Genomic DNA, 21201 nt, shown 5'->3' with positions numbered 1-21201 from the left:
CCACGTCTGCGAACTCTCAAGCGAACGGATTAACAGGAAGATTCCATGGCCGATAAATTCGATGTGATCGTCATTGGCGCAGGTCCCGGTGGGTATGTAGCTGCCATTCGTGCCGCTCAACTGGGGTTGAAGACCGCTTGTGTCGAGAAGTGGGTCAACAAGGAAGGCAAGACCGTCCATGGCGGTACCTGTCTGAATGTGGGATGTATCCCCTCCAAGGCATTGCTGGAGACCTCTCACAAGTTCGTCGAAGCGCGCGATCACTATGACGAGATCGGTATCGAGGTGGGGGAGCTTACCCCCAATATCGCCAAGATGCTCGAGTTCAAGGAAAAGGTCATCGCCAAGAACGTCGGTGGCATCAGTGCCTTGTTCAAGGCCAATGGTGTCACCGCACTGGAAGGCACTGGCAAGGTGATTTCCAGCAAGCAGGTCGAAGTTACCGGGCATGACGGAGAAAAGGCGACTTACGATGCCGACAATATCGTCATCGCCTCCGGCTCGGTACCGGTGGAGATTCCGCCGACTCCGTTGACCGACAACCTGATCGTCGACTCCTCAGGTGCCCTGGAGTTCACTGAAGTGCCCAAGCGCCTGGGTGTAATCGGTGCTGGTGTCATCGGTCTGGAGCTTGGCAGCGTGTGGAGCCGTCTGGGCAGTGAAGTCACCATGCTCGAAGCCATGGATACCTTCCTGCCGGTAGTCGACCAGGCGGTTGCCAAGGAAACCCTGAAACTGCTCAAGAAGCAGGGTCTGGATATCAAGCTGGGCGCTCGTGTCACCGGCTCTGAAGTCAAGGGCAACGAGGTGGTGGTCAAGTACACCGACAGCAAGGGCGAGCAAGAGGTCACCTTCGACAAGTTGATCGTCTGCGTCGGACGCCGCCCCTATACCCAAGGTGTGCTGGGTGACGATGTCGGCGTCAAGCTCGACGAGCGTGGGTTCATCTTCGTTGACGATCATTGTCGCACCAGTGTGCCCGGCGTCTACGCGATCGGTGATTGCGTGCGTGGTCTGATGCTGGCTCACAAGGCCTCCGAGGAAGGAGTGATGGTTGCCGACATCATCGCCGGCCACAAAGCCGAGATGAATTACGACGCCATTCCCAGTGTCATCTACACTGCCCCGGAAGTGGCCTGGGTCGGTATGACCGAGGAGGAAGCGAAGTCCGCTGGCATTGAGGTCAAGACCGGTTCCTTCCCGTTCTCCGCCAATGGTCGTGCGTTGGCCAATAATGCCCCTGACGGGCTGGCCAAAATCGTCGCCGATGCCGAGACCGACCGTATCCTCGGGGTGCACATCGTCAGTCAACATGCCGGTGAATTGATTGCCCAAGGCGTGATCGCCATGGAATTCGGCTCCAGCGCCGAAGACCTGGCGTTGACCTGCTATGCACACCCGAGTACTTCGGAAGCGATTCACGAGGCGGCTCTGGCTGTCGATGGCCATGCGATCCATATGGCCAACCGCAAGAAGCGCAAATAAGTCTTTCGCCAAGCGCTTATGCAACAACAAGCGCCACCCGCGGGTGGCGCGCAGCGTGCCCGACCAAGTATCGGGCACGAACGGGGATGACCCGAGCGCGATGCCATGCTGGCACCTCTCGCGGTCATCGTTCGAGTCACATGCAACCAATGGCATGAATCGATGAACCTTCACGAGTATCAGGGCAAACAACTGTTTGCCGATTATGGACTGCCGGTGTCCAAGGGCTTTGCCGTGGACACTCCCGAGGAAGCAGCCGAAGCCTGCAAGAAGATCGGTGGCGACATGTGGGTCGTCAAGGCCCAGGTCCACGCTGGTGGTCGCGGCAAGGCTGGCGGTGTCAAGCTGATCAAGAGCCCGGAGGAAGCCAAGGCGTTCGCCGAGCAGTGGCTGGGCAAGAACCTGGTGACTTATCAGACTGACGAAAACGGTCAGCCGGTGGCCAAGATCCTGGTTGAAAACTGCACCGATATCGCCAACGAGCTGTATCTGGGGGCTGTCGTTGATCGCGCCACCCGTCGCGTGGTGTTCATGGCTTCTACCGAAGGTGGCGTGGAGATCGAGAAGGTCGCCGAGGAAACTCCCGAGAAGATCCTCAAGGCCGTGATCGATCCGCTGGTCGGTGCACAGCCGTATCAAGCGCGTGAGTTGGCCTTCGCTTTGGGCCTGAAAGGTGATCAGGTAAAGCAGTTCACCAAGATCTTCCTGGGATTGTCCAAGCTGTTCCACGACAAGGATCTGGCGCTGCTCGAGATCAACCCACTGGTGATCACCGACGAAGGTAACCTGCACTGCCTCGACGCCAAGATCAACCTCGACAGCAATGCCCTGTACCGCCACCCGGATCTGCAGGCGATGCGCGATCCGTCACAGGAAGACGAGCGCGAAGCCGAAGCTGCGGCTTGGGAGCTCAACTACGTGGCGTTGGAAGGCAATATCGGCTGCATGGTCAACGGTGCTGGTCTGGCGATGGGCACCATGGACATCATCAAGCTCAATGGCGGTCAACCGGCCAACTTCCTCGATGTGGGCGGTGGTGCCACCAAGGAACGCGTAGCCGAGGCCTTCAAGCTCATTCTCTCCGATGATTCGGTGAAGGCCGTGTTGGTCAACATCTTCGGTGGCATCGTGCGCTGCGACATGATTGCCGAGGGCATTATCGGTGCCGTCGAGCAGGTCGGCGTCAACGTACCGGTGGTGGTGCGCCTCGAGGGTAACAACGCCGAGCTGGGTGCCGAGAAACTGGCCTCCAGCGGTCTGAACATCATCGCTGCTACCAGCCTGACCGATGCGGCACAGCAGGTCGTCAAGGCAGCGGAGGGCAAGTAATGAGTATCCTGATCGACAAGAACACCAAGGTCATCTGCCAGGGTTTCACTGGTGGCCAGGGGACCTTCCACTCCGAGCAGGCGCTCGCCTACGGCACCAAGATGGTTGGTGGTGTGACCCCGGGCAAGGGGGGCCAGGAGCATCTTGGCCTGCCGGTGTTCAACACTGTCAAGGAAGCCGTCGACAAGACTGGCGCCGAAGCTTCGGTGATCTACGTACCGGCTCCGTTCTGTAAGGATTCCATCCTTGAGGCCGCCAACGCCGGCATCAAGCTGATCGTGTGCATCACCGAGGGTATCCCGACCCTCGACATGCTGGACGTCAAGGTCAAGTGCGATGAACTGGGCGTGCGCCTGATCGGCCCCAACTGTCCTGGTGTGATCACTCCTGGAGAGAGCAAGATCGGTATCATGCCGGGCCATATCCACCAGCCTGGTCGCGTGGGTATCGTATCGCGTTCCGGTACCTTGACCTATGAAGCCGTCAAGCAGACCACCGATCATGGCTTCGGTCAGTCCACTTGCGTAGGTATCGGTGGCGATCCGATCCCGGGTTCCAACTTCATCGACATCCTCGAGATGTTCGAGAAGGACCCCAAGACCGAAGCCATTGTCATGATCGGCGAGATCGGCGGTACCGCCGAGGAAGAGGCGGCAGCCTACATCAAGGAGCACGTCTCCAAGCCGGTGGTTTCCTACATTGCCGGTGTCACGGCGCCTCCGGGCAAGCGCATGGGCCATGCCGGTGCCATCATCTCCGGTGGCAAGGGCACCGCGGACGAGAAGTTCGCTGCCTTGGAAGATGCCGGTGTGAAGACCGTGCGTTCGCTCGCACAGATCGGCGACGCACTGAAGGAAGTCACTGGCTGGTAAGCCATGTCCTTCCCGGCAGCACGTAAGAGGGCACCTTCGGGTGCCCTTTTTGCGTAGGTGCCCCTGGTGATCGACGGCAAGTGGCTATCAGGCCAGAGTGGCATCTGTCTCGCTTGAGTTTATTCCAAGCAATTCGACTTCCAGGTTCTGGCCGTTGGCATCTTGCACGGCGACTGTCTCGGGGAGTGACTTATCCTCGCCATAGGCCTTGTAGGAAAAGCGCCATGTCTCGCCAGGCGTCAAGGTATTGCTCTCGTCATCGCTGACCCGATAGTCGCCATTCTCTTCGCTGAGCTCACCGTTCCATAGTGTGTCGATATCGGCAGGCAACGAGAAACTGGCCTCGGGGTTGACGATGTTGCTCTCCGAGGTGTTCTCAATCAGGATCTCGGCCACGTACCCATTGGACCACTGGTTGGTGACATTGCCGGTAACGGTGACATCGGCTTCCGCGTCGGTCTGAGTGCTATCCGCAGTGTTTGTAGTCGAATCCTCTGTGGTCGTCGTAGTCGAGTCCTCAGTAGCCGTCGTAGTCGAGTCGCCGAGTATCTCAGCGGGGCTTGGGATGCTTACCGGCTCTCCGTTGCTGATACTGCCAGAATTGAGATCCACTCGGGTGCCATCGGCGAAAACGGCACGCTCCATGTCGACCAGGGTATCGGTGCCGCCTTCGCCCCGGATGGTGACCTCGCCATTCTCCGCGATCGCGATATCGAAGGCATCGTAGCTCTGCAGGTAGAGTGCCGTATCGTTGCCACCGCCGCCACTGAGCACGTCATCGCCGTCATATCCATGGTTGCCCGGGCCGCCCTGCAGGATATCGTCGCCGGCGCCGCCGGTGAGGTGATCATGTCCCAGACCGCCATTCAAGTAGACCCCGTCGTCGGAGCCCTGGAGAGTATCGTCGCGGCGTGAACCGACCACGTAGTCGAAGCGAACCTGATTAGCTGACGCATCGGTGATGGCGCCGAAACTCTCGCCTCCGGAGTTGACCCACAATGTGGTCGACATCTCGTCGGCATCGGGGTCGCGAATGGATTGCTTTACCCGTACGCTATTGTCGTGGTCGCGTCCGCCATGGAAATTGATGTCACGGTCGGTAGAGGCCACCTCGATGTCATTGCCCACCGATGATCGCCAGGATGCGAACAGCAAACCATGGCGCATGCCGGTATCTTCCAGCCCGGTGAAAGTTCCGTCGTAGCTCTCACGTAGTTCGAAGGCATAGCCATTGCCTCCACTCCCCTTATTGAAGGCGCCGTGGGCCTGAAGGTCGCGGGCGTCGATGTCGAGCGAACGTGCAAGGTGGAAGGCGATGGAAGGACCATTGATGACCTGGACATCGGACAAGTGGCTATTCGTCGTGCCATCGAGAGAAACCGCCTCGTATTCCGTCAGGCCGGTCTTGGTATTTTCGAAGACCGACTTGTCGGGGGTACTCAACTCGAAGCTGACGCTGAAGCCTTCCAGGGTGACGTTATCGCGTGTGTTGAGGTGTTCCACCTGGGTCTTACCCGCATCGAAATCGAAGTGCACGCCTCGGTCGAGGGTCACATTCCCCCCATCGACAGCAGACACCTTGGCCATGCTGGTGCGCAACTCAGCGTTCTCTTGCTTGCGCCAGGAGGTGTCGCCGATTTCGTCGAAAAACTCCGTATCGTTGTCTTGCCAGATGCGTACGGTATCGCCAGGTTTTAAATCATGGCCCTGTCCCAGCGAAAGGATGTGCTGGCCTTCGGCGACAGCAGACTGGAGTGTGCCGACAGTCTCGCTTTCACTACCATCCACACGCAATCCATAGTCATCGTTTCGATTCAGGGCTGTGCTGCTGAAGGTCAGTGTGGTCTGGTCGGAACCGGCACCGACCAAAGAAACATCGGAGCGGGAAATGGTGACAGCGTTATCAAGGACATAGTTTCCTGCGCCGAGCTTGAAGGTGGCATTCTTGGGAGCGGTGTTGATCAGCTCTTCAAGCTCTTCGGCCGTAATACCGGTGCCAACCTCGATAACGTTATTTTGGTCGTTCATGCACTACCTCTAAATGATCCAGTCATGTTCAGCATGTGAAAGCCATTTTTAGTGGCTATTGCTATGCCATTTTTATATGAGATATTACTGTTTTTTTAAATGAGTGATTCCTGAAAAATGTTGTGAAAGGAAATACAGAAACGATGGCTCCTGCCTTGGCTTCATTTCCGGCTCGTCCGTTATTTTTAATCTGTAGGAAAGGTGAAGTAGAAGATGCTAACGGCTTAATAAAGAAGAAGCCAATACCGGTTCCGCTGCGAGTGATGGCTATGTTTCTAACATGTGATCAGTGAAGTCATTGTGGTAATTTCCGCCATCATATTGAAACTAAAGGTATTTCATGGCGACTTAGTGGAAGGCTGAGGGGCTCATATTAAGGTGGGAGAGCAAGTGGTGTTACAAAAGTGTGATTAAAATAATCATAAAATATCATTTCGTTTGTTACGCTGGCGCCACCAAGCATTCACTCACATCCTTGATGCGGTTATGTCCCATGAAATCTGACCATGAAGTCAGAGAATTGAAGTGTGTTTTGAACACGTGTCGGAGTTCCTTTCTCTCGGTGGCCGGGTTCAGTCTTGTCATCAATTTACTGATGCTGACGCCTGCTTTTTACATGTTGCAGGTCTATGACCGGGTCATTGCCACAGGCAGTGAGGCAACCCTGTTCATGCTGACCTTGGTGGCTGTCGTGCTGTTCATGGTCATGGGAGGGCTGGAGTTCGTCCGTTCTCGTCTCCTGATAAGGGTGGGAAATTGCCTTGATACCTTGGTCAGCACCCGTCTTTATCGTGCCATGTTTCGTCACAGCCTCGATGTCGGTGGCCAACAGACAGCTCAGCCGCTGGACGACCTGAATACAATTCGTCAGTTTCTCTCTGGTAGTGGGTTATTCGCCTTTTTCGACGCACCGTGGGTGCCGATCTATCTTGGTATCCTGTTCGTATTCAATATCTGGTTCGGAATTTTCGCCTCTTGCGCAGGTGTGGTGCTGCTGGTTCTGGCGATCTCTAATGAGAAGGCAACCAACTCATTGCTGGTCGAGGCTGGTAACGAAAATATCCAAGCCCGTGCCCTAACCAACAGTAATCTGCGTAATGCAGAAGTATTGCATGCTATGGGAATGTTGCCGGGGATCATGCGCCGTTGGGCCTTGAAACACTATGCCTCTTTGCTCAAGCAATCCCAGGCGAGTGATCGTGCCAGCACCTTGACCAATTTATCCCGGATATTGCGGTTGCTATGTCAGTCGATGATCCTGGGGTTGGGGGCGTTGTTGGTGCTTGAAGGCAGTATCACTCCTGGCATGATGATCGCTGCTTCCATCATCATGGGGCGCGCCCTGGCGCCGATCGACCAGATGATTGGAAGTTGGAGAGGGTTCGTCGGCTGCCGCGATGCCTATCGGCGACTCGATGCACTGTTTGTCCAAGTACCCAAGGAGCAGCGCCATCTATCGTTGCCAGCACCGCATGGTGATGTCGCTGTCGAAGCGGTAACGGTAGTGCCACCGGGTGCCCACCAAGCAGCGCTGGAGGGAATCGATATCCAAGTCGCGCCGGGTGAGCATATCGGCATCGTTGGCCCCAGTGCCGCTGGAAAGTCGACATTGGCGCGGGTGTTGCTGGGTGTTTGGCCTGTCCAGCGCGGTACGGTGCGCCTCGACGGTGCGAATATCGAGCACTGGAACCGTGATGAGTTGGGTCCATATCTTGGATATCTGCCGCAGGACATTGAGCTCTTCGACGGTACCATCAGTGAAAATATCGCACGCTTCGGCGAGATCGATGCCGAGCAAGTGGTAGCGGCAGCCACCAAGGCTGGCGTTCACGATATGATCCTGCGGTTGCCCGATGGCTACGATACGGTCATCGATGCCGTCAGTGGATCCCTTTCCCGTGGCCAACGCCAGAGAGTCGGTTTGGCCCGCGCCTTGTACGGTAATCCGGTAGTCGTGGTGCTCGACGAGCCCAACTCGAATCTCGATGAAACCGGCGAGCGTGCCCTGTCGCACGCCATGCAGTGTCTGAAGCAAGAGGGAGTCACGCTGTTCGTCATCAGTCATCGGCGTAGCGTGCTAACCAGCACCGATAAGTTGTTGGTGCTGAAGAATGGACGGATCAGCCTGTTTGGCCCACGCGATCAAGTGATTGCAAGGCTAGCGCAACCGCAGCGTTCACGGGCAGGAGTGGCCGCTTCTCCGGAAAGCAGGCACCTGGCTGCAGTCGGTATGTCCGGTCACGATGCCATGTCTTTCTACGGCGGCGAGAAGGAGTCACAGTGATGCTTGAGGCCTTACAGTCTCTGCCGGTCAGCGGGCGCGGCTATCGTCGTCTGGGAGCACTCATTGTCTTGATCGGTGTCGGCGGTTTTGGGGGATGGGCGCTGATGGCTGATCTGGCCATCGCCGTCGTGGCCCCAGGCAAGGTCTCGGTCGCCTCTTTCAAGAAGACGGTCCAGCATTATGAAGGAGGGATCGTCGAGGAGATCCCTGTCAGCGATGGTGACCATGTCGAGGCTGGTGATACCTTGGCGGTTCTCGACAACACTCAGGTGCTCTCCCAGTTGCAGATCGCTCGCTCGCAGTACCTGATCAATCGAGCGACCGAGGTTCGGCTGACGGCAGAGCTCTCTGACCAGGAAACATTGCAATTTCCCGACGAGCTGCGAAAGGGTGACTCTCCACGTGTCGACGATGTGCTAGCCGTGCAGCGAGGCCTGTTTTTCGCCCGGCGTCAGGCCCAGCAGGGGGCGTTGGAAGCTCTCGACCAGCAGACACGGCAGTTACAAGAGCAGAGCGAAGGACTCGAGGCCCTAGTGGAGATCAATCGTCAACGGGTTGCCTCATTACGTGAAGAGGCGGGGGATCATCGCAAACTGTTCGAGAAGGGGTTGGGCAACAAACAGCGGTTACGGGAGTTGGAACGGCAAATTCTGGAATATCGTGGCGAAATTGCCAAGCATCGTGCCGAGATCGCTCGTCTTGCCGCACAAGTCAGTGAAAACGAACTGCAGAAGCAGGTGCGGGTCCAGGAGTTTCAGAAAGAGGTAGGCGAGCAACTGCACCAGGTGCAAGCACGTATCACCGATGCCGAAGAGCGCATGACCGCATTGAGCGACGAGGTCCAGCGGACCACCTTGACGGCACCGGTCGCAGGAACGGTAGTTGCTCTTCAGGTCCATACCCAGGGGGCGGTGCTAAAACCGGGTGATCCTGTCATGGATATCGTGCCCAGCGGCGAAGGCTTCGTGGTAGAGGCTCGCATTGCGGATCGTGACATCGATAGCATTTATCCAGGACAACCGGCGGAGATTCGCTTCAGTGCCTTCAATCAACGACTTTCCAATGTCATCGAGGGCGAAGTCATCCATGTCTCGGCCGACAGTTTCGAAGACAAGGAGAGCGGCAAGAGCTATTACAAGGCGCGAATCAAGGTCACCGATACAGGACAACAGGAGATGACGGGAGATATGAAGCTGCTCGCCGGCATGCCCGCCGAAGTCATGATTCGCACCGGAGAGCGCACCTTCGCCAGTTATCTCATCAAGCCCGTTACCGATATCCTGGCGCGAGCGATGCGAGAATAGGAACACCGACAGTGTCGTGAAACGTTGATCGAAAGAGCGGCCGGAATGAGCGGGATCCGTTAGGCTTGGTGGGGTGGACTATCCCCAAGCGATTCAGGAGACCTGCATGGCCAAGGTACCTGCCGCCTACCAGGCGACAAAAGGGTCGGTACTGGATGTCGATCGTGATTTCTATTCCCGCCTGACCGACCCTGCCGTCCGCACTCGTGTGGCGCAACTGATCGTGCCGATTCGAGATGGTCGCGCCTGGCGAGTACCTGCCGGCCATGTATTGCGACTTTCTACGCTGGAAGGGCCCCAGGTGGGCGACTTCAACCTGTGGCATCTGCTTAATCCACGCGAACGTTTCTGGGCGTCGCGCACCCGACAACTGCAGCGGGCGCATGTCTCGACGTTTGACCGCCTGTGGTCCACGTTGCCTTATCTGCGTCCCATGGCGACCATCATTGACGATACGTTGGCCAGCTATGGCGTGGATGACGAAGGTGGGCGGGTACACGACCTGCTGGGCACCCGCTGTGACCCCTACGTCAATCGACTGCTTACTGGGGAGGACTTCGACCACCACTGCCACTCGAATCTGGTACGGGCCGTGGCCCCCTTCGGGTTGACCGAGTTCGACGTTCACGATGTTCTGAACGTATTTCAGTGCACCGGCCTGAACGACGATGATCAGTACTTCATGAAGGCGTGTCCGGCACGCGAGGGTGACTATCTCGAGCTGTTTGCCGAGATAGATCTGTTGTGTGCGCTTTCTTGTTGCCCGGGGGGCGATCTATCGGTGGATTTGTGGGGGCCTAACGCACGCGATCCACTGGTGACCTGCCATCCTATTGGGGTTGAAGTCTTCAAGCTCGAAGATGCTGTACTGCAGGGCTGGCGGCAGCCGGAGTATGCCCCTTATCGGGGTGGTCATGGCATGCGTGGTCCTGAAGTCGACTGGACGGCGGAAAAGGCAAGGCGTTTCGGGTAATCGGAAGAACAGAGTTGTACGACACGTCAGGGAATGCTGGTGCAACTGCGATCGCGACCGCCACGTTTTGCGCGCAATAACGCCTGATCGGCACGCAGAAGGGTTTCATGGAGCGGATCTTCGCCAACATGATGTTCACTGAGCCCGGCACTGGCGGTGACTGATAGCGTGACATCGCCGACTGTGATGGGAGCCTTGGACAAGCGTTGGCGCAGGCGATTGACTATGGTTCGACCTTCCTCGAGACGCGTATTGGCCAGTAGCAGCAGGAATTCCTCGCCTCCCCAGCGAGCGCAGAGGTCGTATTCGCGCAATTCCTGTTGGATGATTTGGGCGATAGCCACCAGCACCTGATCACCGATCTCATGACCATGGCGGTCATTGATCTGCTTGAAGTGGTCGATGTCGAGCATGGCGAGGGTATAGCCCTGGGCCCGCTGACTGGCATCTTTCGAATCTCGTTCGAGCCGCTCACCGATCATGCGCCGGTTCGGTAGGCCCGTCAGGGGATCATGGGTCGAATCTTCCTTGAGCGCGATGTTGTGTTCGCGCATGAGCTGTTGGAAGCCATCTGAAATGCGCGATAGTTTCTCCTGACGCTGCAAAGCCTTGTCATAACGCTGCCGGACGGATAGTTGGTCTTCCCGGGCGTAGCGCTGGAAGTTGTCTGAGATGCTGACCATGCGCTCGAGGCTGGCCTTCTCTTCGAGATGGTGAAGATAGAGACGTTCCAAGGCCTCGCGTAGTGGATCCTGAGCATAGGTAGGGTCGGCGAGCAGCGACTCGACCCATGTCAGCAGTTCCGTCTTTTCGCGTGTCATGCTTCGACCTGGGTCGGTGTGATCGCGAAGGGAAAGGTGCAGTCCTCGCGAAACTCGTCGGCCAGCTCGGCGATGCGTTCGTTGCGTGGATCGTAGCGCCAAGTGACACTGATGTCGCGACCGTTGAGATGGGCTTCCTCGAGGAGGTCGAAGATATCCATCATGGCCTTGACCGAGCTGGTATTGAGATAGACCAGCCCTAGTTCCAGCGAGAGCGGGCGAGTCTCTTGACCGATGAAGTGTTCGACCCAGCCGATGACTTGATCGAAGAGCTCATAGGAGTTTTCGGGATAAGAGTCTCCCTGCATGGTGAGAAGGCCAGCTTGCCAATCGCTCCGAATGGTAGGGGTAGACTGGCTGCCGGGGATATTCAAGTCGATGGTCATAATGCTTACTCGGCAGGGTCAAATAGTGGCGGTTAAACTAAAGAATCCACGCCCATCGGGCAACGCCTTGAGCGAGGCCTGCATGGGCTGGCTGGACTTGCGCGCGATATCGAGCAGGCCCAAGCCGGCACCGGAGTTGGAACCTTCCTCGCGGGGCTGGCGGAGCTGCTGCTTGTAGGCTTTTTTCAGTTCCTGCTTGTCGAGGCCGGCTAACGTCTCGATGGTCTCGACCAGTTTCTTTCCGTCCTCCATCTCGACGAGGTTGCCAGCCGATACCATGTAGTGCCCTTGTTCGTTTCTGGCCACCGCGACGGTGGCGGAAGCCCCTTCCTCGTCATATCCCTGCAGGCGTGCATAATGGCGAATGTTCTGGGTCATCTCGATATAGGCAGCGAAGACATCCATTGAGGCAGAGGGCGTGACCTGTTGAGAGTTCAGGTAATTGCGCAGGGCATTACCGATCTCTTCGATCAGGCTGCGCGAAATGGGGCCATTGAAGCACAACATGATGCGCTGGCTGAGATAGTTTTCACGCATGCTTAACAGGTCCATGACACCTCCTATGATGGTTTATTCGTCCTGGCCGGGGTTGTGTGAGGTAGAGGAGTCGGATATTGGCGCCAGGTGCCTGTCATGCTCCGGAACACAGTTGTCCTGTGTGAAACGAAAACCGAGGACGGTGATATCATCACGCTGTGGCAGATTGCCTTGGTAGGCGAGCAATTCGGCCTCGAAATTTCTCATCTGCTCGGACAGCGGACGATGGGCGTTGGATTTCAAGATGGATTCGAAACGTCCTTGACCGAAGCCAAACCCGGTTTCCCCACCTGCCTGATCGAGAAAGCCGTCGGTACACAGTGAATAGGTCCACCCCAAGTGTAGCGGTGCGGTCTGATTGCGATAGGTGACACGGCGCTTGTGGCCGAGTGCGCGCTTATGGCCCGGCAGTTGCTCCAGAGAGGTTCCATCGCTGGTGTAAAGTCCGATCTTGGCACCGGCGAAGGTCAACTGTCGTTCCTCGAGATTCACCCACACCAGACCGATATCCATGTTGGTCGCAATAGACGCGGGCAATTGGTCGGGACGCAGTACATCGCGACACTGGCGGTCGGTTTCATTGAGGATGGCGGCAGGGTCTTCGGCTCCGACCTGGAGAATGGCATGGTCGATGGTCGCGCGTGCCAGCATGGTCATCAGCGACCCCGGGACACCATGACCGGCACAGTCGACCACACCCAGCAGATAGCCTTTGCCGTGAGCACGGAAAATATAGAAATCCCCACCCACCGTATCGCGAGGCTTCCACAGCACCCCATAGAGGTGTTCGAGATGGAGATCGAGTTGCCTATCGGGCAGGATGGCGCGCTGAATGATGCTGGCGTATTGCAACGAATCATCGATTTTCTTGTGCGCCGCGGCCATTTCGGCATTTGCCCGTTCCAATTCTTGAGTGCGTTCTCGAACCTTGCTTTCCAGTTCCTGGGTATGACGCTCGACTTGGCCCGCCATGTGCGAGAAGGCCTGCGACAATTCGCCGATCTCGTCGTTACGCGCGGTGGGAAGCGATGACTCGTAGTTGCCGGCGGCAATGGCCTGGGCCGAGAGTTTCAGTCGATTCAGAGGGGAAAGAATCAGTCGCTCGGTAGCATAGGCGAACGCCATTAGCAGGATACCCAGAACCAGGGTCAGGGCGACGAGCAGTGGCCATAGCCAGTGACGTTCGAGGATCGGGGCAACGCTGAGGTCGAGTGCCGTAATCAGATGCCAGTCGAGTTCGGGGATGTAGCCGACCGAAAGCAGGCGCTCGCGCTGATCGAGGGTCGCCCATAGTGTCTGAACGTCTTCGGGTGACTGCCGAGAGGCTTGCATGGCATCGGTTAGACGCTCCCGCTCCTCGGTATCGCTCAGAAGGGACTGGACGGTCTGTTGCTCGTCGACGTCGCCATCGCTGACGCCGGAACTGAAGGCGATGCGTTCCGGTGAAGGATGAGCCTGCAAGGCGCCATGACGGTCGACGATCATCGGAGTCAGCCCCGGCGCCTCGTCGCGAATGAATTCATCGAGAAACTGGCTAAGATCGAGTCCCGTACCAGCAAGCCCCAGTGGGCCTCGTTCGCCTTGAACCACGACGTTGAACCACACCTTGGTGACACCAAGCTTGTGGTCGATGTTGACATTCAGGTTGTACGGCTCGTTGCTGCTCGTGGTCTGGAAGTACCAGGCGTCTTCCGGGTCGTTGGCATTGAGCCGATAGCTGGGCGATTCCAGGTTGGGCCGCTCGTCATCGACGAAATAGTAATCGCCACTGTCATGGTCGATGACGAAATAGGAATGGTCGGCGAAAGCGCGGCGATAGCCTTCGGCCTCCTTGGTAAAGCGGGCCTTCCTGGCGGGGTCTGATTCGTTCTCGAGCCATTCGCGGGTCACTACGGAATCGGCGAAGCGCTGTGATAGGGCTAACTCTCGCGATACCGGAGCAAGGATCTTCTGCATGTGCAGCAAGGTATAATTTTCGGCGTAGGCGTTGGCGAAGTGTCGACGAATGTCGTCGATGGCCTGCCAGCCGATAATGGCGGCGGGTATCAAGGACAGAATACAGGCCAGCAGCAAGGTCGCGACCGACTTGCCTCGCAGCCCCCAGCGTGCAGCCATGATGAAAGGTCCCCGCTATGATATGACAAAACGGATTTGTGTCGTATGCCGTTAGTCATTCACTGACTAGTTCTTCTCATACTAAGATGCCACAAAGAAATCGTCATGGCGAGTTGGATGATGGAAGCATGGGTCATCGTATCAAGCGGGTCTCCACAGGATCCGTCCGGCCAAGGTGAGGAACGCCGGGGCGCCGGCCAACAGGTAGAAGTGATAAGTGACGAAGCGCCAGATCGTCACGGCGGCAGTGGCCTGTTGCTGACCGATCGATGGAATGAGCAACGCACTGGACGTCAGTTCGGCACCTCCGGCTCCGCCGGGCAGTAGGCTCAGTTGACCAGCCGCCATGGACAGCATCTGCACCATGAACGTCCAGCCCCAGTCCAGTGAAGCGCCAAGACCTTGGATGGCAAGATACAGCACGCTGTAACGTAGTAACCAGTGCATGGCACAGAGAGTGAAAATTGCCGTCAGGGTGGAACGCGGGAGTTGCAAGGTCACCTGCAACGCGTGACGAAAATGAAGGAGATGTCTTCCAAGCCCTCGGCGGCGTTGCAGGGGAATGCCCAGGCGTATCAGGAAGGCATTGCCTAGGCGTAGCAGGACCGGCAGGTGACGTATCACCCACCAGGATGCCAGCAGCAGGATGAGTAGTGACAGTGTTGACAAACCCACCAGTCCTTCGTATTGCCACTCCAGCGTCGAGAACATGACATGAGTGATGACGCCAAGCATGGCGATGAGAAAGAACAACAGATCGCTGAGTTGATCGACCATGAAGATCGCCGAGGCACGTGCCGGTCGCAGGCCGCGTCGAGCCAACAGGGCGAGTAGCGTTACGGGGCCGCCACTGCCGCCGGGCGTGGCGCAGATGGCAAATTCGGTAGCCATTACCATGGCTACGGCACGACACTGGCCGAGATGCCCCGCGCGTCCGGCCAGTAGCAGTCGTAGCCTCAAGGCATTGAGATTCCAGCACACTAGAACCAACCCCAGCATGTAGACCAATTGGCTACCGGGGAATATCGCTAGAGTGTCAAGTAGGCCGGTTCCTCCCAGTGCCAGTGGGACCAGGAGTGTCACGGCCAATGCGGTGGCCAGGAGAATGACGTAGCGGCTACACAGTAAGTTCATGGGACAAGGAGAGCAAAAGTCCCCGTATCAGGCACAGAGTCCATCTATCCATACTGGCGTTGCCCATCTCCGGGTGTGATACCGATAACGTCTCGATAATGGTCCAGCAGGGCCGCGATGACCTGCGGCCAACTAAAGTGTCGTTCGACATGCCGGCGAGCATGTCGCCCCATGGCGGCGGCATCGTTGAGGAACAGTTCGTTCACTGCTCGTGCCATGGCCTCGGGAGAGTGGGGTTCACAAAGGACGCCACAACCGAGAGGAACATTCTCCGCCAGCGCACCGGCCCGTGCCGCTACTACTGGCAAGCCGCTGGCCATGGCCTCGAGAGCGACCAGTCCGAATGTCTCGCGGGTTCCCGCATGTATCATGGCGTCGGCGCTGGCCAAGGCGCGCGCCACTTCATTGGGGTTGCAGCAGCGATTGACGACGGTCACGTTGCCAGGTGTACGGGTTGGCATGCCCGGCCCCAGTACCAGCAAGTGATAGTGCGGGCCGAGCAAGCGTGCCGTTGTGAAAAGAACATCGATGTTTTTCTCCCGGGAGTTGCGCCCGGCGAAGACCAGTAGACGTTGCGAGTCCCGCATACCCAGCCAGTCCCGTAGCTCGGGGCTGCGACGCCGAGGATGGAACGTATCCACGTCGACGCCAAGCGGTTGGACGCGAACGTTTTCCACTCCCCACGCTTGCAGCCGGTCGGCCATCGAACGGCAGGGGGCCATCACGCTGTCGAAGCGTTGGTAAAGGTCGGCGACATAGCGTTTCAGACGTCGTGACACGGGCTGGCCGAAGCGATCTCCCATCAAGCGTGGCAGGTCGGAATGGTAGAAGCCGATGACTGGCACTCCCAATACCTGACCGGCCTCCAATGCCGCCCAGGCAGTGACATAGGGATCACCGGCCTCGATCACATCGGGTTGCAGTTCGACCAACGCATCGCGCCAAGGACGACGGCGTAGGGGGAATCGATAATCTCGTCCCAGCGGCAGGCGTAAAGCCGGCAGGGTTTGCAGCGCTCCCAGGCTTAGGCGTTCACTACCGGGAATCAGCAGGCTGGCATCGATATCCTTCGACTGGGCCAGGTACCGGTGCTTGGCTTGCAGGTAGGTTCTGACGCCACCGCTGCTGGGGGCATGAAACATGGTGATATCGGCAATATGCAAGGCCATCTCCCAGGCAATCGGCATCCTGGCCTCAGGGTAATGGCGTAATACGACAATTCAGCGACAACGAATGAGTGATGACGCAATGAAAAACGGCGACCCGTAGGGCCGCCGTTTTAGCGTCTCGAAATGAGAGACGTCAGGCCGCGGGACGGGCCACCAGCGAGCGGGTTTCCTCACGGGCTTCGGTAAGTGCCACGCGAATCATGTCGCCGAGCTTGAAGCGTTCCTCACCCTCGATCTGTACCCGGCCCTCTTTGTCGTCGATGGCCACCTTGTCGCGGTCGCTATGCAGCAGAGGGGCTGGCACGAAGGCAGTGGCGCCGTTGGCAGTCAGGCGTACGCGCATGCCGCCACGGCGGATATCGACGATCTCGGCGTCGAACTCCTGTTGCTGCTTGGCGGCCTCGGTGAGGAAGCGTACGTACAGCCAGTCCTTGACGTCACGTTCAGCCATGCGGTTGAGGCGCCGACGCTCAGTGAGCTGTTCGGTCAGTGCAGCACTGGCCTCGGTGGGAGCATTTTCTCCCTTGAGGACACGCTTTATCAGCCGGTGGTTGACCATGTCGCCGTACTTGCGGATCGGCGAGGTCCAAGTGGCATAGGCCGGCAGACCCAAGCCAAAGTGGGGGCCGGGCTGGGCGGACATGCTGGTGAAGCCTTGAAAGCGACGTAGGCGTGCATCAAGCCAGGCATCGTCGCGGCTTTCCAAAGCCCGCTTGAGTTCGCGATAACGGGTCAGCTCGAGCAAGGCCTCGCGCTCGATCTCGATCTGCTGGCTGGTCAGGAACTCAAGGGCGGCATCGGCCTTGTCCGGCTCGAAGGCGCGGTGCACGTTGAAGATGCCATGGCCAACCTTGTCGGCGAGAAGATCGGCACAGCAGGCATTGGCGGCGATCATCGACTCTTCGATCATGCGGTTGGCGATGCGCCGTTCCTCGGTGCGAATATTCAACACATTGCCGGCATCGTCGAGGTCGAAGACGTAGTCGGGGCGGTCCTTGAACACCAGCGCATGTTCGGTACGCCAGGCCGAGCGTGCCTCGGTCAATGCCGAGAGTGCCTTGAGCTGCTCGCTGATCTCGTCCACCGGAGCCCAGTCACCCTTGTTTTCCAGCCAGTCGGAAACCTGGTCGTAGATCAGGCGAGCTTGAGAGCGGATGCTCGCAGCGAAGAAGCGATAGTCGCCTAGGCCGCCATCAGCATCGATGTCGAGCGAACAGGCCAATACGGGGCGCTCCTGACCTTCCCACAGAGAACACAGGTCGTCGGCCAGTACTTCAGGCAGCATAGTGACGTTCTGGCCCGGCAGATACACCGTGAAGGCTCGAGTGCGGGCTTCCAGGTCAGCGGCGTGGTTCTCCTCGACATAGGCAGTAGGGTCAGCGATGGCCACCGTCAGGCGCCAGCCGCCTTCAGGGCGCGACTCGACGCGCAGGGCGTCGTCCATGTCACGGGTCTTCTCGCTGTCGATGGTAAAGAACGGCTCGCTCGTCAGGTCCTCGCGTTGGAGGCCTTCGTCACGCAGCGGCCACTCGTTGCCAGCCTCGGGAGACGCCTGCTCTAGCGCATGACGAGCCAGGGTCACACGCCACGGCACGGCTGGATCGTCGGCCTTGACCACCAGTTCGTCGATCTGGGTGAAGAAGGCGCGATCGTCGGGCTTGAGTGGATGGCGCACCAGGCGTGCCACCACCCAGTCGCCATCGCCGATGCTTTCCTCATCGAGGCTGCGCTTGATGCGTGCCTTGAGCGCATTCTTGATCGACGGGTGGTCGGGTATCACGGACAGACGGCCATCACGCTTCTGGATACGGGCGATGAAGCGTTCCAGGCCCGGCTCCAGCAGGGTCTCCGGTTCCACGCTCTTCTTGTCGCCGTCCTCCTTGAGGACGGCGTCGACACGGTCACCGTGCAGTACCTGCTTCATGGCCGGAGGGGGCACGAAGTAGGACTCGCCGTTGTCGGTTTCGAGGAAGCCGAATCCCTTATCGGTGGCTTTGATCACGCCTTGGACACGGGGCGTGTTATCGCGGATCTGTTGCTTGAGCTGAGCAAGCAGCGCGTTGTTTTGCAGCATCGGACACTTTTGCTTGGCGGGAGGACAGAGGGCCACTATACGGATTCAGGCCGGCTGCGCCAATTCACTATTTCTATAGCCGCTTCTATAACAGCGCCATGGCGATGCTCGACTGCCCATCCAACAGGTCGAACTCACGGTTCTTGAGCGTCCGTGCCTGGGTCAGGTAGACCAGTGCATGGGCGACGTTGCCGCGTGACACTTCCATCTTCTCGGCGTGACTGGCGGCAGTGGTCACCAAACGCGTGGCTGGTTCGTCGGTCAGGCGTCCCGGCTTGAGGATCACATGCGGAATCCTGGCACAGCGCAGATAGGCATCGGCGGCAAACTTGGCAGCCATATAGGGGCGTAGCTTCTCCGGTGCCGCCAGCGGGTCGCTGGCGCGTAGGGCGCTGACCATGATGAAGCGCTCCAGACCCAGCTCTTCCGCGCGATCGATTGAGCGAATCGCGCCATACAGATCGATCAACAGGGTGTTGTCAGGACCGGTATGCGGTCCCGAGCCAGCGGTGAAGATGGCCTGCTCGCAGCCATTGAAGGCCTGGCGCATATCGCCTTCGAGATCTCCGAGAACCGTCTCGATGCCCCTCTCCCGAAACCAGGGTTGCTGATCGGTATGGCGAATCATGGCGCGGATCGCCATACCGCCATGTGCGGCGAGTTCACAAAACTGGCGGCCAATCTTGCCATTGGCGCCAATCACCAAGGTCTTCATCGTTGCATCTCCTTTCCGCATACGAGTGTCGTCATACATGCTGCCAGTGTGGCAGGACATTGTGCAGAGAGCGGGGGGCTTCGACCAAGGTACAAAATCTTTGATATTTCATACGACTTCATGGTCGAACTCACTCCCTAGGGGAACGATGCCTTACGATGATATCCCCATCCTCGACGTCTGACCGGCGTGCCCTCTGTCGCTGACCACCCGAGATGCGGTAGGCTGAAGCACTGAGCGACTACCTACAGGGACCGTGCATGACGCCCCGCTTGATCGTTACCGACCTCGACCGCACCCTGCTCAATGCCAACCATGACCTGGATCCGCAGACCGTCGACACTTTCCGTGCTCTCGAGGCACAAGGTCATCACCTGGCCATTGCCTCTGGTCGTCACTACCGGGATATTTTGGCCATTCGTGACAGGTTGGGTGTGGCTGCGCACATCATCAGCACCAACGGTGCCTATCTGCACGCTCCCGACGACACGTTGCTCTTGGCCAAGCGCCTTGACGAAACCTTGGTGCGTGAATTGATCAACCTCGAGCGCCCCAAGGCGGTGCGTCTAAATCTGTACAGCGATGACCACTGGTTGATCGATTCCCCGATGCCGGAACTGCTCGAATTGCATGCGCATACCGGTTTCGGCTACCGGGTCACGGATTTCGATGCCTTGAACGGCGAGGGGATTGGCAAGGTGCTGTATATCGGCGAACCTGAGTTGCTCTCGCAACTCGAGGGCAATGTGCGTTTCCGCCATGGTGAGCGGTTGCACGTGACTTACTCGATGGTCGATTCCCTGGAGGTCATGGCTCAGGGCGTCAACAAGGGTACGGCACTGCAACACTTGCTTGATGTTCTGGAATTGACGCCGCAAGAGTGCCTGGCCTTTGGCGACAACCTTAACGATACCGAGATGCTGAATCTCGCTGGCCATGCTTTCGTGATGGCCAATGCTCATCCTGATCTACCGGGTCAGGTCCCGCGGGCGACGCGCATTGGCCGACATGACGAGTTGGCGGTGGCCAGGTTGTTGTGCGAGCACTTTGGTCTTTGATTCGTTGGCGAGCGTCAGCCTACCACCTTGGTCGCAAGCATCTTGTCGGGCTAATAGGCTTCACCCATTATCGGGATCAGGTAACTAGACGATAACAATACGCGACCAGCTCCCATTCGCCAGCCTTGGCCTATCATGACAACGACACCTGCCACCCTGATCGTGGTCGACGATGACCCCGAAATCCGCGAACTGCTGGCTGATTATCTCGGTCGCCATGGTTATCGTGCCTTGGTAGCCGAAGATGCCCAGGAATTGAGATGCCTACTGGCCCGGGAAGCGCCCGACCTGTTGATCGTCGATATCATGCTGCCCGGTGACGACGGCTTCACTATCTGCCGCGAAGTACGCCGCACCAGCGAGGTGCCGATTATCATGCTGACGGCGAGTGCCGATGAGATGGATCGCATCCTCGGCTTGGAATTGGGTGCCGACGACTACCTGGGCAAGCCTTTCAACCCCCGTGAGCTTCTGGCGCGGATCAAGGCCGTATTACGCCGTACCCGCAGCACGGCTCACGAGGGCCCGGCGCATGCGCGTCTGGTGGCGTTCGGCGATTGGCGACTGGACCGCGTGACTCGTGAATTGATCGATCGTCATGGAGAGCGCAGCCCGCTTTCAGGGGCCGATTTCCAGCTATTGCAAGTGTTCCTAGAGCATCCTGAACAGGTACTGTCGCGTGAAGCACTGTTCGACCTCAGTCGTGGACGTCCGGCACCACCGCTCGACCGCTCTATCGACGTGCATGTGTGCCGTCTGCGTCAACGTCTCGGCGAGGACGCCCAGCATTCGCAGTTGATCCGCACTGTGCGCGGTGCTGGCTATGTGCTGGCGTCCCAGGTGGAAGCCTTGCAGTGAGTGATGTGGGGCTTGGGCGTCGCCTGCGGCGGCGTCTCGCGCGTTACCTGCCGCGCACG

Annotated in this window: 17 protein-coding genes; 8 read left to right on the top strand and 9 right to left on the bottom strand. The window is 58.2% G+C overall.

Annotation, left to right across the window (positions count from 1 at the left end; all coding sequences use genetic code 11):
- Window positions 1-45: 45 nt before the first annotated feature.
- The 3 genes from lpdA to sucD all read left to right on the top strand — a co-directional run bounded on the left by lpdA (window position 46) and on the right by sucD (window position 3686).
- Window positions 46-1485 (top strand): dihydrolipoyl dehydrogenase, encoded by a 1440-nt coding sequence (lpdA, locus tag L861_RS07880; RefSeq protein ID WP_016416526.1) that lies wholly within the window; start codon window positions 46-48, stop codon window positions 1483-1485.
- A gap of 162 nt (window positions 1486-1647) precedes the next feature.
- On the top strand, window positions 1648-2814 hold the full coding sequence (gene sucC / locus L861_RS07875; RefSeq protein ID WP_027947542.1) for an ADP-forming succinate--CoA ligase subunit beta: 1167 nt from the start codon (window positions 1648-1650) through the stop codon (window positions 2812-2814).
- Complete coding sequence (sucD, locus tag L861_RS07870) at window positions 2814-3686, top strand: succinate--CoA ligase subunit alpha (protein WP_016416524.1); 873 nt, start codon at window positions 2814-2816, stop codon at window positions 3684-3686. Before sucC ends, sucD begins: the two co-directional genes overlap by 1 nt.
- A gap of 87 nt (window positions 3687-3773) precedes the next feature.
- Here sucD and L861_RS25220 read toward each other — a convergent pair whose 3' ends face one another.
- Entirely contained in the window at window positions 3774-5714 is a 1941-nt protein-coding gene (locus L861_RS25220; RefSeq protein ID WP_016416523.1) for a cellulose binding domain-containing protein, read from the bottom strand.
- Between the two features lie 493 nt (window positions 5715-6207).
- Here L861_RS25220 and L861_RS07860 point away from each other — a divergent pair, with 493 nt between their 5' ends.
- From L861_RS07860 to L861_RS07850, 3 genes are all read left to right on the top strand, one after another.
- Complete coding sequence (locus tag L861_RS07860; RefSeq protein WP_021029138.1) at window positions 6208-7998, top strand: type I secretion system permease/ATPase; 1791 nt, start codon at window positions 6208-6210, stop codon at window positions 7996-7998.
- A complete protein-coding gene (locus tag L861_RS07855) occupies window positions 7998-9302 on the top strand; it encodes an HlyD family type I secretion periplasmic adaptor subunit (protein WP_016416521.1) in 1305 nt (434 codons plus the stop codon). Before L861_RS07860 ends, L861_RS07855 begins: the two co-directional genes overlap by 1 nt.
- Window positions 9303-9408: 106 nt before the next feature.
- On the top strand, window positions 9409-10275 hold the full coding sequence (locus L861_RS07850) for an urea carboxylase-associated family protein (RefSeq protein WP_016416520.1): 867 nt from the start codon (window positions 9409-9411) through the stop codon (window positions 10273-10275).
- 26 nt (window positions 10276-10301) lie between these two features.
- Here L861_RS07850 and siaD read toward each other — a convergent pair whose 3' ends face one another.
- From siaD to L861_RS07810, 8 genes are all read right to left on the bottom strand, one after another.
- Window positions 10302-11096, bottom strand: a complete 795-nt coding sequence (gene siaD, locus L861_RS07845; protein WP_016416519.1) for a biofilm regulation diguanylate cyclase SiaD — start codon at window positions 11094-11096, stop codon at window positions 10302-10304.
- A complete protein-coding gene (siaC, locus tag L861_RS07840) occupies window positions 11093-11482 on the bottom strand; it encodes a biofilm regulation phosphoprotein SiaC (RefSeq protein ID WP_016416518.1) in 390 nt (129 codons plus the stop codon). Before siaC ends, siaD begins: the two co-directional genes overlap by 4 nt.
- An 18-nt stretch (window positions 11483-11500) precedes the next feature.
- Window positions 11501-12034 carry a biofilm regulation protein kinase SiaB gene (siaB, locus tag L861_RS07835; protein ID WP_016416517.1) on the bottom strand — a complete coding sequence of 178 codons (534 nt, stop codon included), beginning with the start codon at window positions 12032-12034 and terminating at the stop codon, window positions 11501-11503.
- A gap of 18 nt (window positions 12035-12052) precedes the next feature.
- Window positions 12053-14134 carry a biofilm regulation protein phosphatase SiaA gene (siaA, locus tag L861_RS07830; protein WP_016416516.1) on the bottom strand — a complete coding sequence of 694 codons (2082 nt, stop codon included), beginning with the start codon at window positions 14132-14134 and terminating at the stop codon, window positions 12053-12055.
- A 141-nt stretch (window positions 14135-14275) separates the two neighbouring features.
- On the bottom strand, window positions 14276-15268 hold the full coding sequence (gene gpgF, locus L861_RS07825) for a glucosaminyl phosphatidylglycerol flippase (RefSeq protein ID WP_016416515.1): 993 nt from the start codon (window positions 15266-15268) through the stop codon (window positions 14276-14278).
- 44 nt (window positions 15269-15312) lie between these two features.
- Complete coding sequence (gpgS, locus tag L861_RS07820) at window positions 15313-16431, bottom strand: N-acetylglucosaminyl phosphatidylglycerol synthase (RefSeq protein WP_027947546.1); 1119 nt, start codon at window positions 16429-16431, stop codon at window positions 15313-15315.
- 139 nt (window positions 16432-16570) lie between these two features.
- The gene (locus L861_RS07815) at window positions 16571-18511 is read right to left on the bottom strand and encodes an exoribonuclease II (protein ID WP_016416513.1); all 1941 of its coding nucleotides are present in this window, start codon (window positions 18509-18511) and stop codon (window positions 16571-16573) included.
- 85 nt (window positions 18512-18596) lie between these two features.
- Window positions 18597-19226, bottom strand: coding sequence for an SDR family oxidoreductase (locus L861_RS07810; RefSeq protein WP_016416512.1), 630 nt, complete (start codon window positions 19224-19226; stop codon window positions 18597-18599).
- A gap of 260 nt (window positions 19227-19486) precedes the next feature.
- Between L861_RS07810 and L861_RS07805 the strand changes: the two genes are divergently transcribed.
- Both L861_RS07805 and L861_RS07800 read left to right on the top strand, forming a co-directional pair.
- Complete coding sequence (locus L861_RS07805) at window positions 19487-20284, top strand: Cof-type HAD-IIB family hydrolase (protein ID WP_016416511.1); 798 nt, start codon at window positions 19487-19489, stop codon at window positions 20282-20284.
- A 135-nt stretch (window positions 20285-20419) separates the two neighbouring features.
- Window positions 20420-21142 carry a response regulator gene (locus L861_RS07800; RefSeq protein ID WP_016416510.1) on the top strand — a complete coding sequence of 241 codons (723 nt, stop codon included), beginning with the start codon at window positions 20420-20422 and terminating at the stop codon, window positions 21140-21142.
- The last annotated feature ends 59 nt before the right edge of the window (window positions 21143-21201 follow it).

The sequence above is a fragment of the Litchfieldella anticariensis FP35 = DSM 16096 genome, from assembly GCF_000409775.1.
GTDB lineage: Bacteria > Pseudomonadota > Gammaproteobacteria > Pseudomonadales > Halomonadaceae > Litchfieldella > Litchfieldella anticariensis.
The sequence above is the reverse complement of the archived record's forward strand: the minus strand, read 5'-3'. Positions and strand labels throughout refer to the sequence as shown.

Bases quoted from the DNA above. Each gene is read 5' to 3' on its own strand.
- lpdA (WP_016416526.1), top strand. From the start codon at position 46: ATGGCCGATAAATTCGATGTGATCGTCATTGGCGCAGGTCCCGGTGGG.
- sucC (WP_027947542.1), top strand. From the start codon at position 1,648: ATGAACCTTCACGAGTATCAGGGCAAACAACTGTTTGCCGATTATGGA.
- sucD (WP_016416524.1), top strand. From the start codon at position 2,814: ATGAGTATCCTGATCGACAAGAACACCAAGGTCATCTGCCAGGGTTTC.
- L861_RS25220 (WP_016416523.1), bottom strand. From the start codon at position 5,714: ATGAACGACCAAAATAACGTTATCGAGGTTGGCACCGGTATTACGGCC.
- L861_RS07860 (WP_021029138.1), top strand. From the start codon at position 6,208: ATGAAATCTGACCATGAAGTCAGAGAATTGAAGTGTGTTTTGAACACG.
- L861_RS07855 (WP_016416521.1), top strand. From the start codon at position 7,998: ATGCTTGAGGCCTTACAGTCTCTGCCGGTCAGCGGGCGCGGCTATCGT.
- L861_RS07850 (WP_016416520.1), top strand. From the start codon at position 9,409: ATGGCCAAGGTACCTGCCGCCTACCAGGCGACAAAAGGGTCGGTACTG.
- siaD (WP_016416519.1), bottom strand. From the start codon at position 11,096: ATGACACGCGAAAAGACGGAACTGCTGACATGGGTCGAGTCGCTGCTC.
- siaC (WP_016416518.1), bottom strand. From the start codon at position 11,482: ATGACCATCGACTTGAATATCCCCGGCAGCCAGTCTACCCCTACCATT.
- siaB (WP_016416517.1), bottom strand. From the start codon at position 12,034: ATGGACCTGTTAAGCATGCGTGAAAACTATCTCAGCCAGCGCATCATG.
- siaA (WP_016416516.1), bottom strand. From the start codon at position 14,134: ATGGCTGCACGCTGGGGGCTGCGAGGCAAGTCGGTCGCGACCTTGCTG.
- gpgF (WP_016416515.1), bottom strand. From the start codon at position 15,268: ATGAACTTACTGTGTAGCCGCTACGTCATTCTCCTGGCCACCGCATTG.
- L861_RS07815 (WP_016416513.1), bottom strand. From the start codon at position 18,511: ATGCTGCAAAACAACGCGCTGCTTGCTCAGCTCAAGCAACAGATCCGC.
- L861_RS07810 (WP_016416512.1), bottom strand. From the start codon at position 19,226: ATGAAGACCTTGGTGATTGGCGCCAATGGCAAGATTGGCCGCCAGTTT.
- L861_RS07805 (WP_016416511.1), top strand. From the start codon at position 19,487: ATGACGCCCCGCTTGATCGTTACCGACCTCGACCGCACCCTGCTCAAT.
- L861_RS07800 (WP_016416510.1), top strand. From the start codon at position 20,420: ATGACAACGACACCTGCCACCCTGATCGTGGTCGACGATGACCCCGAA.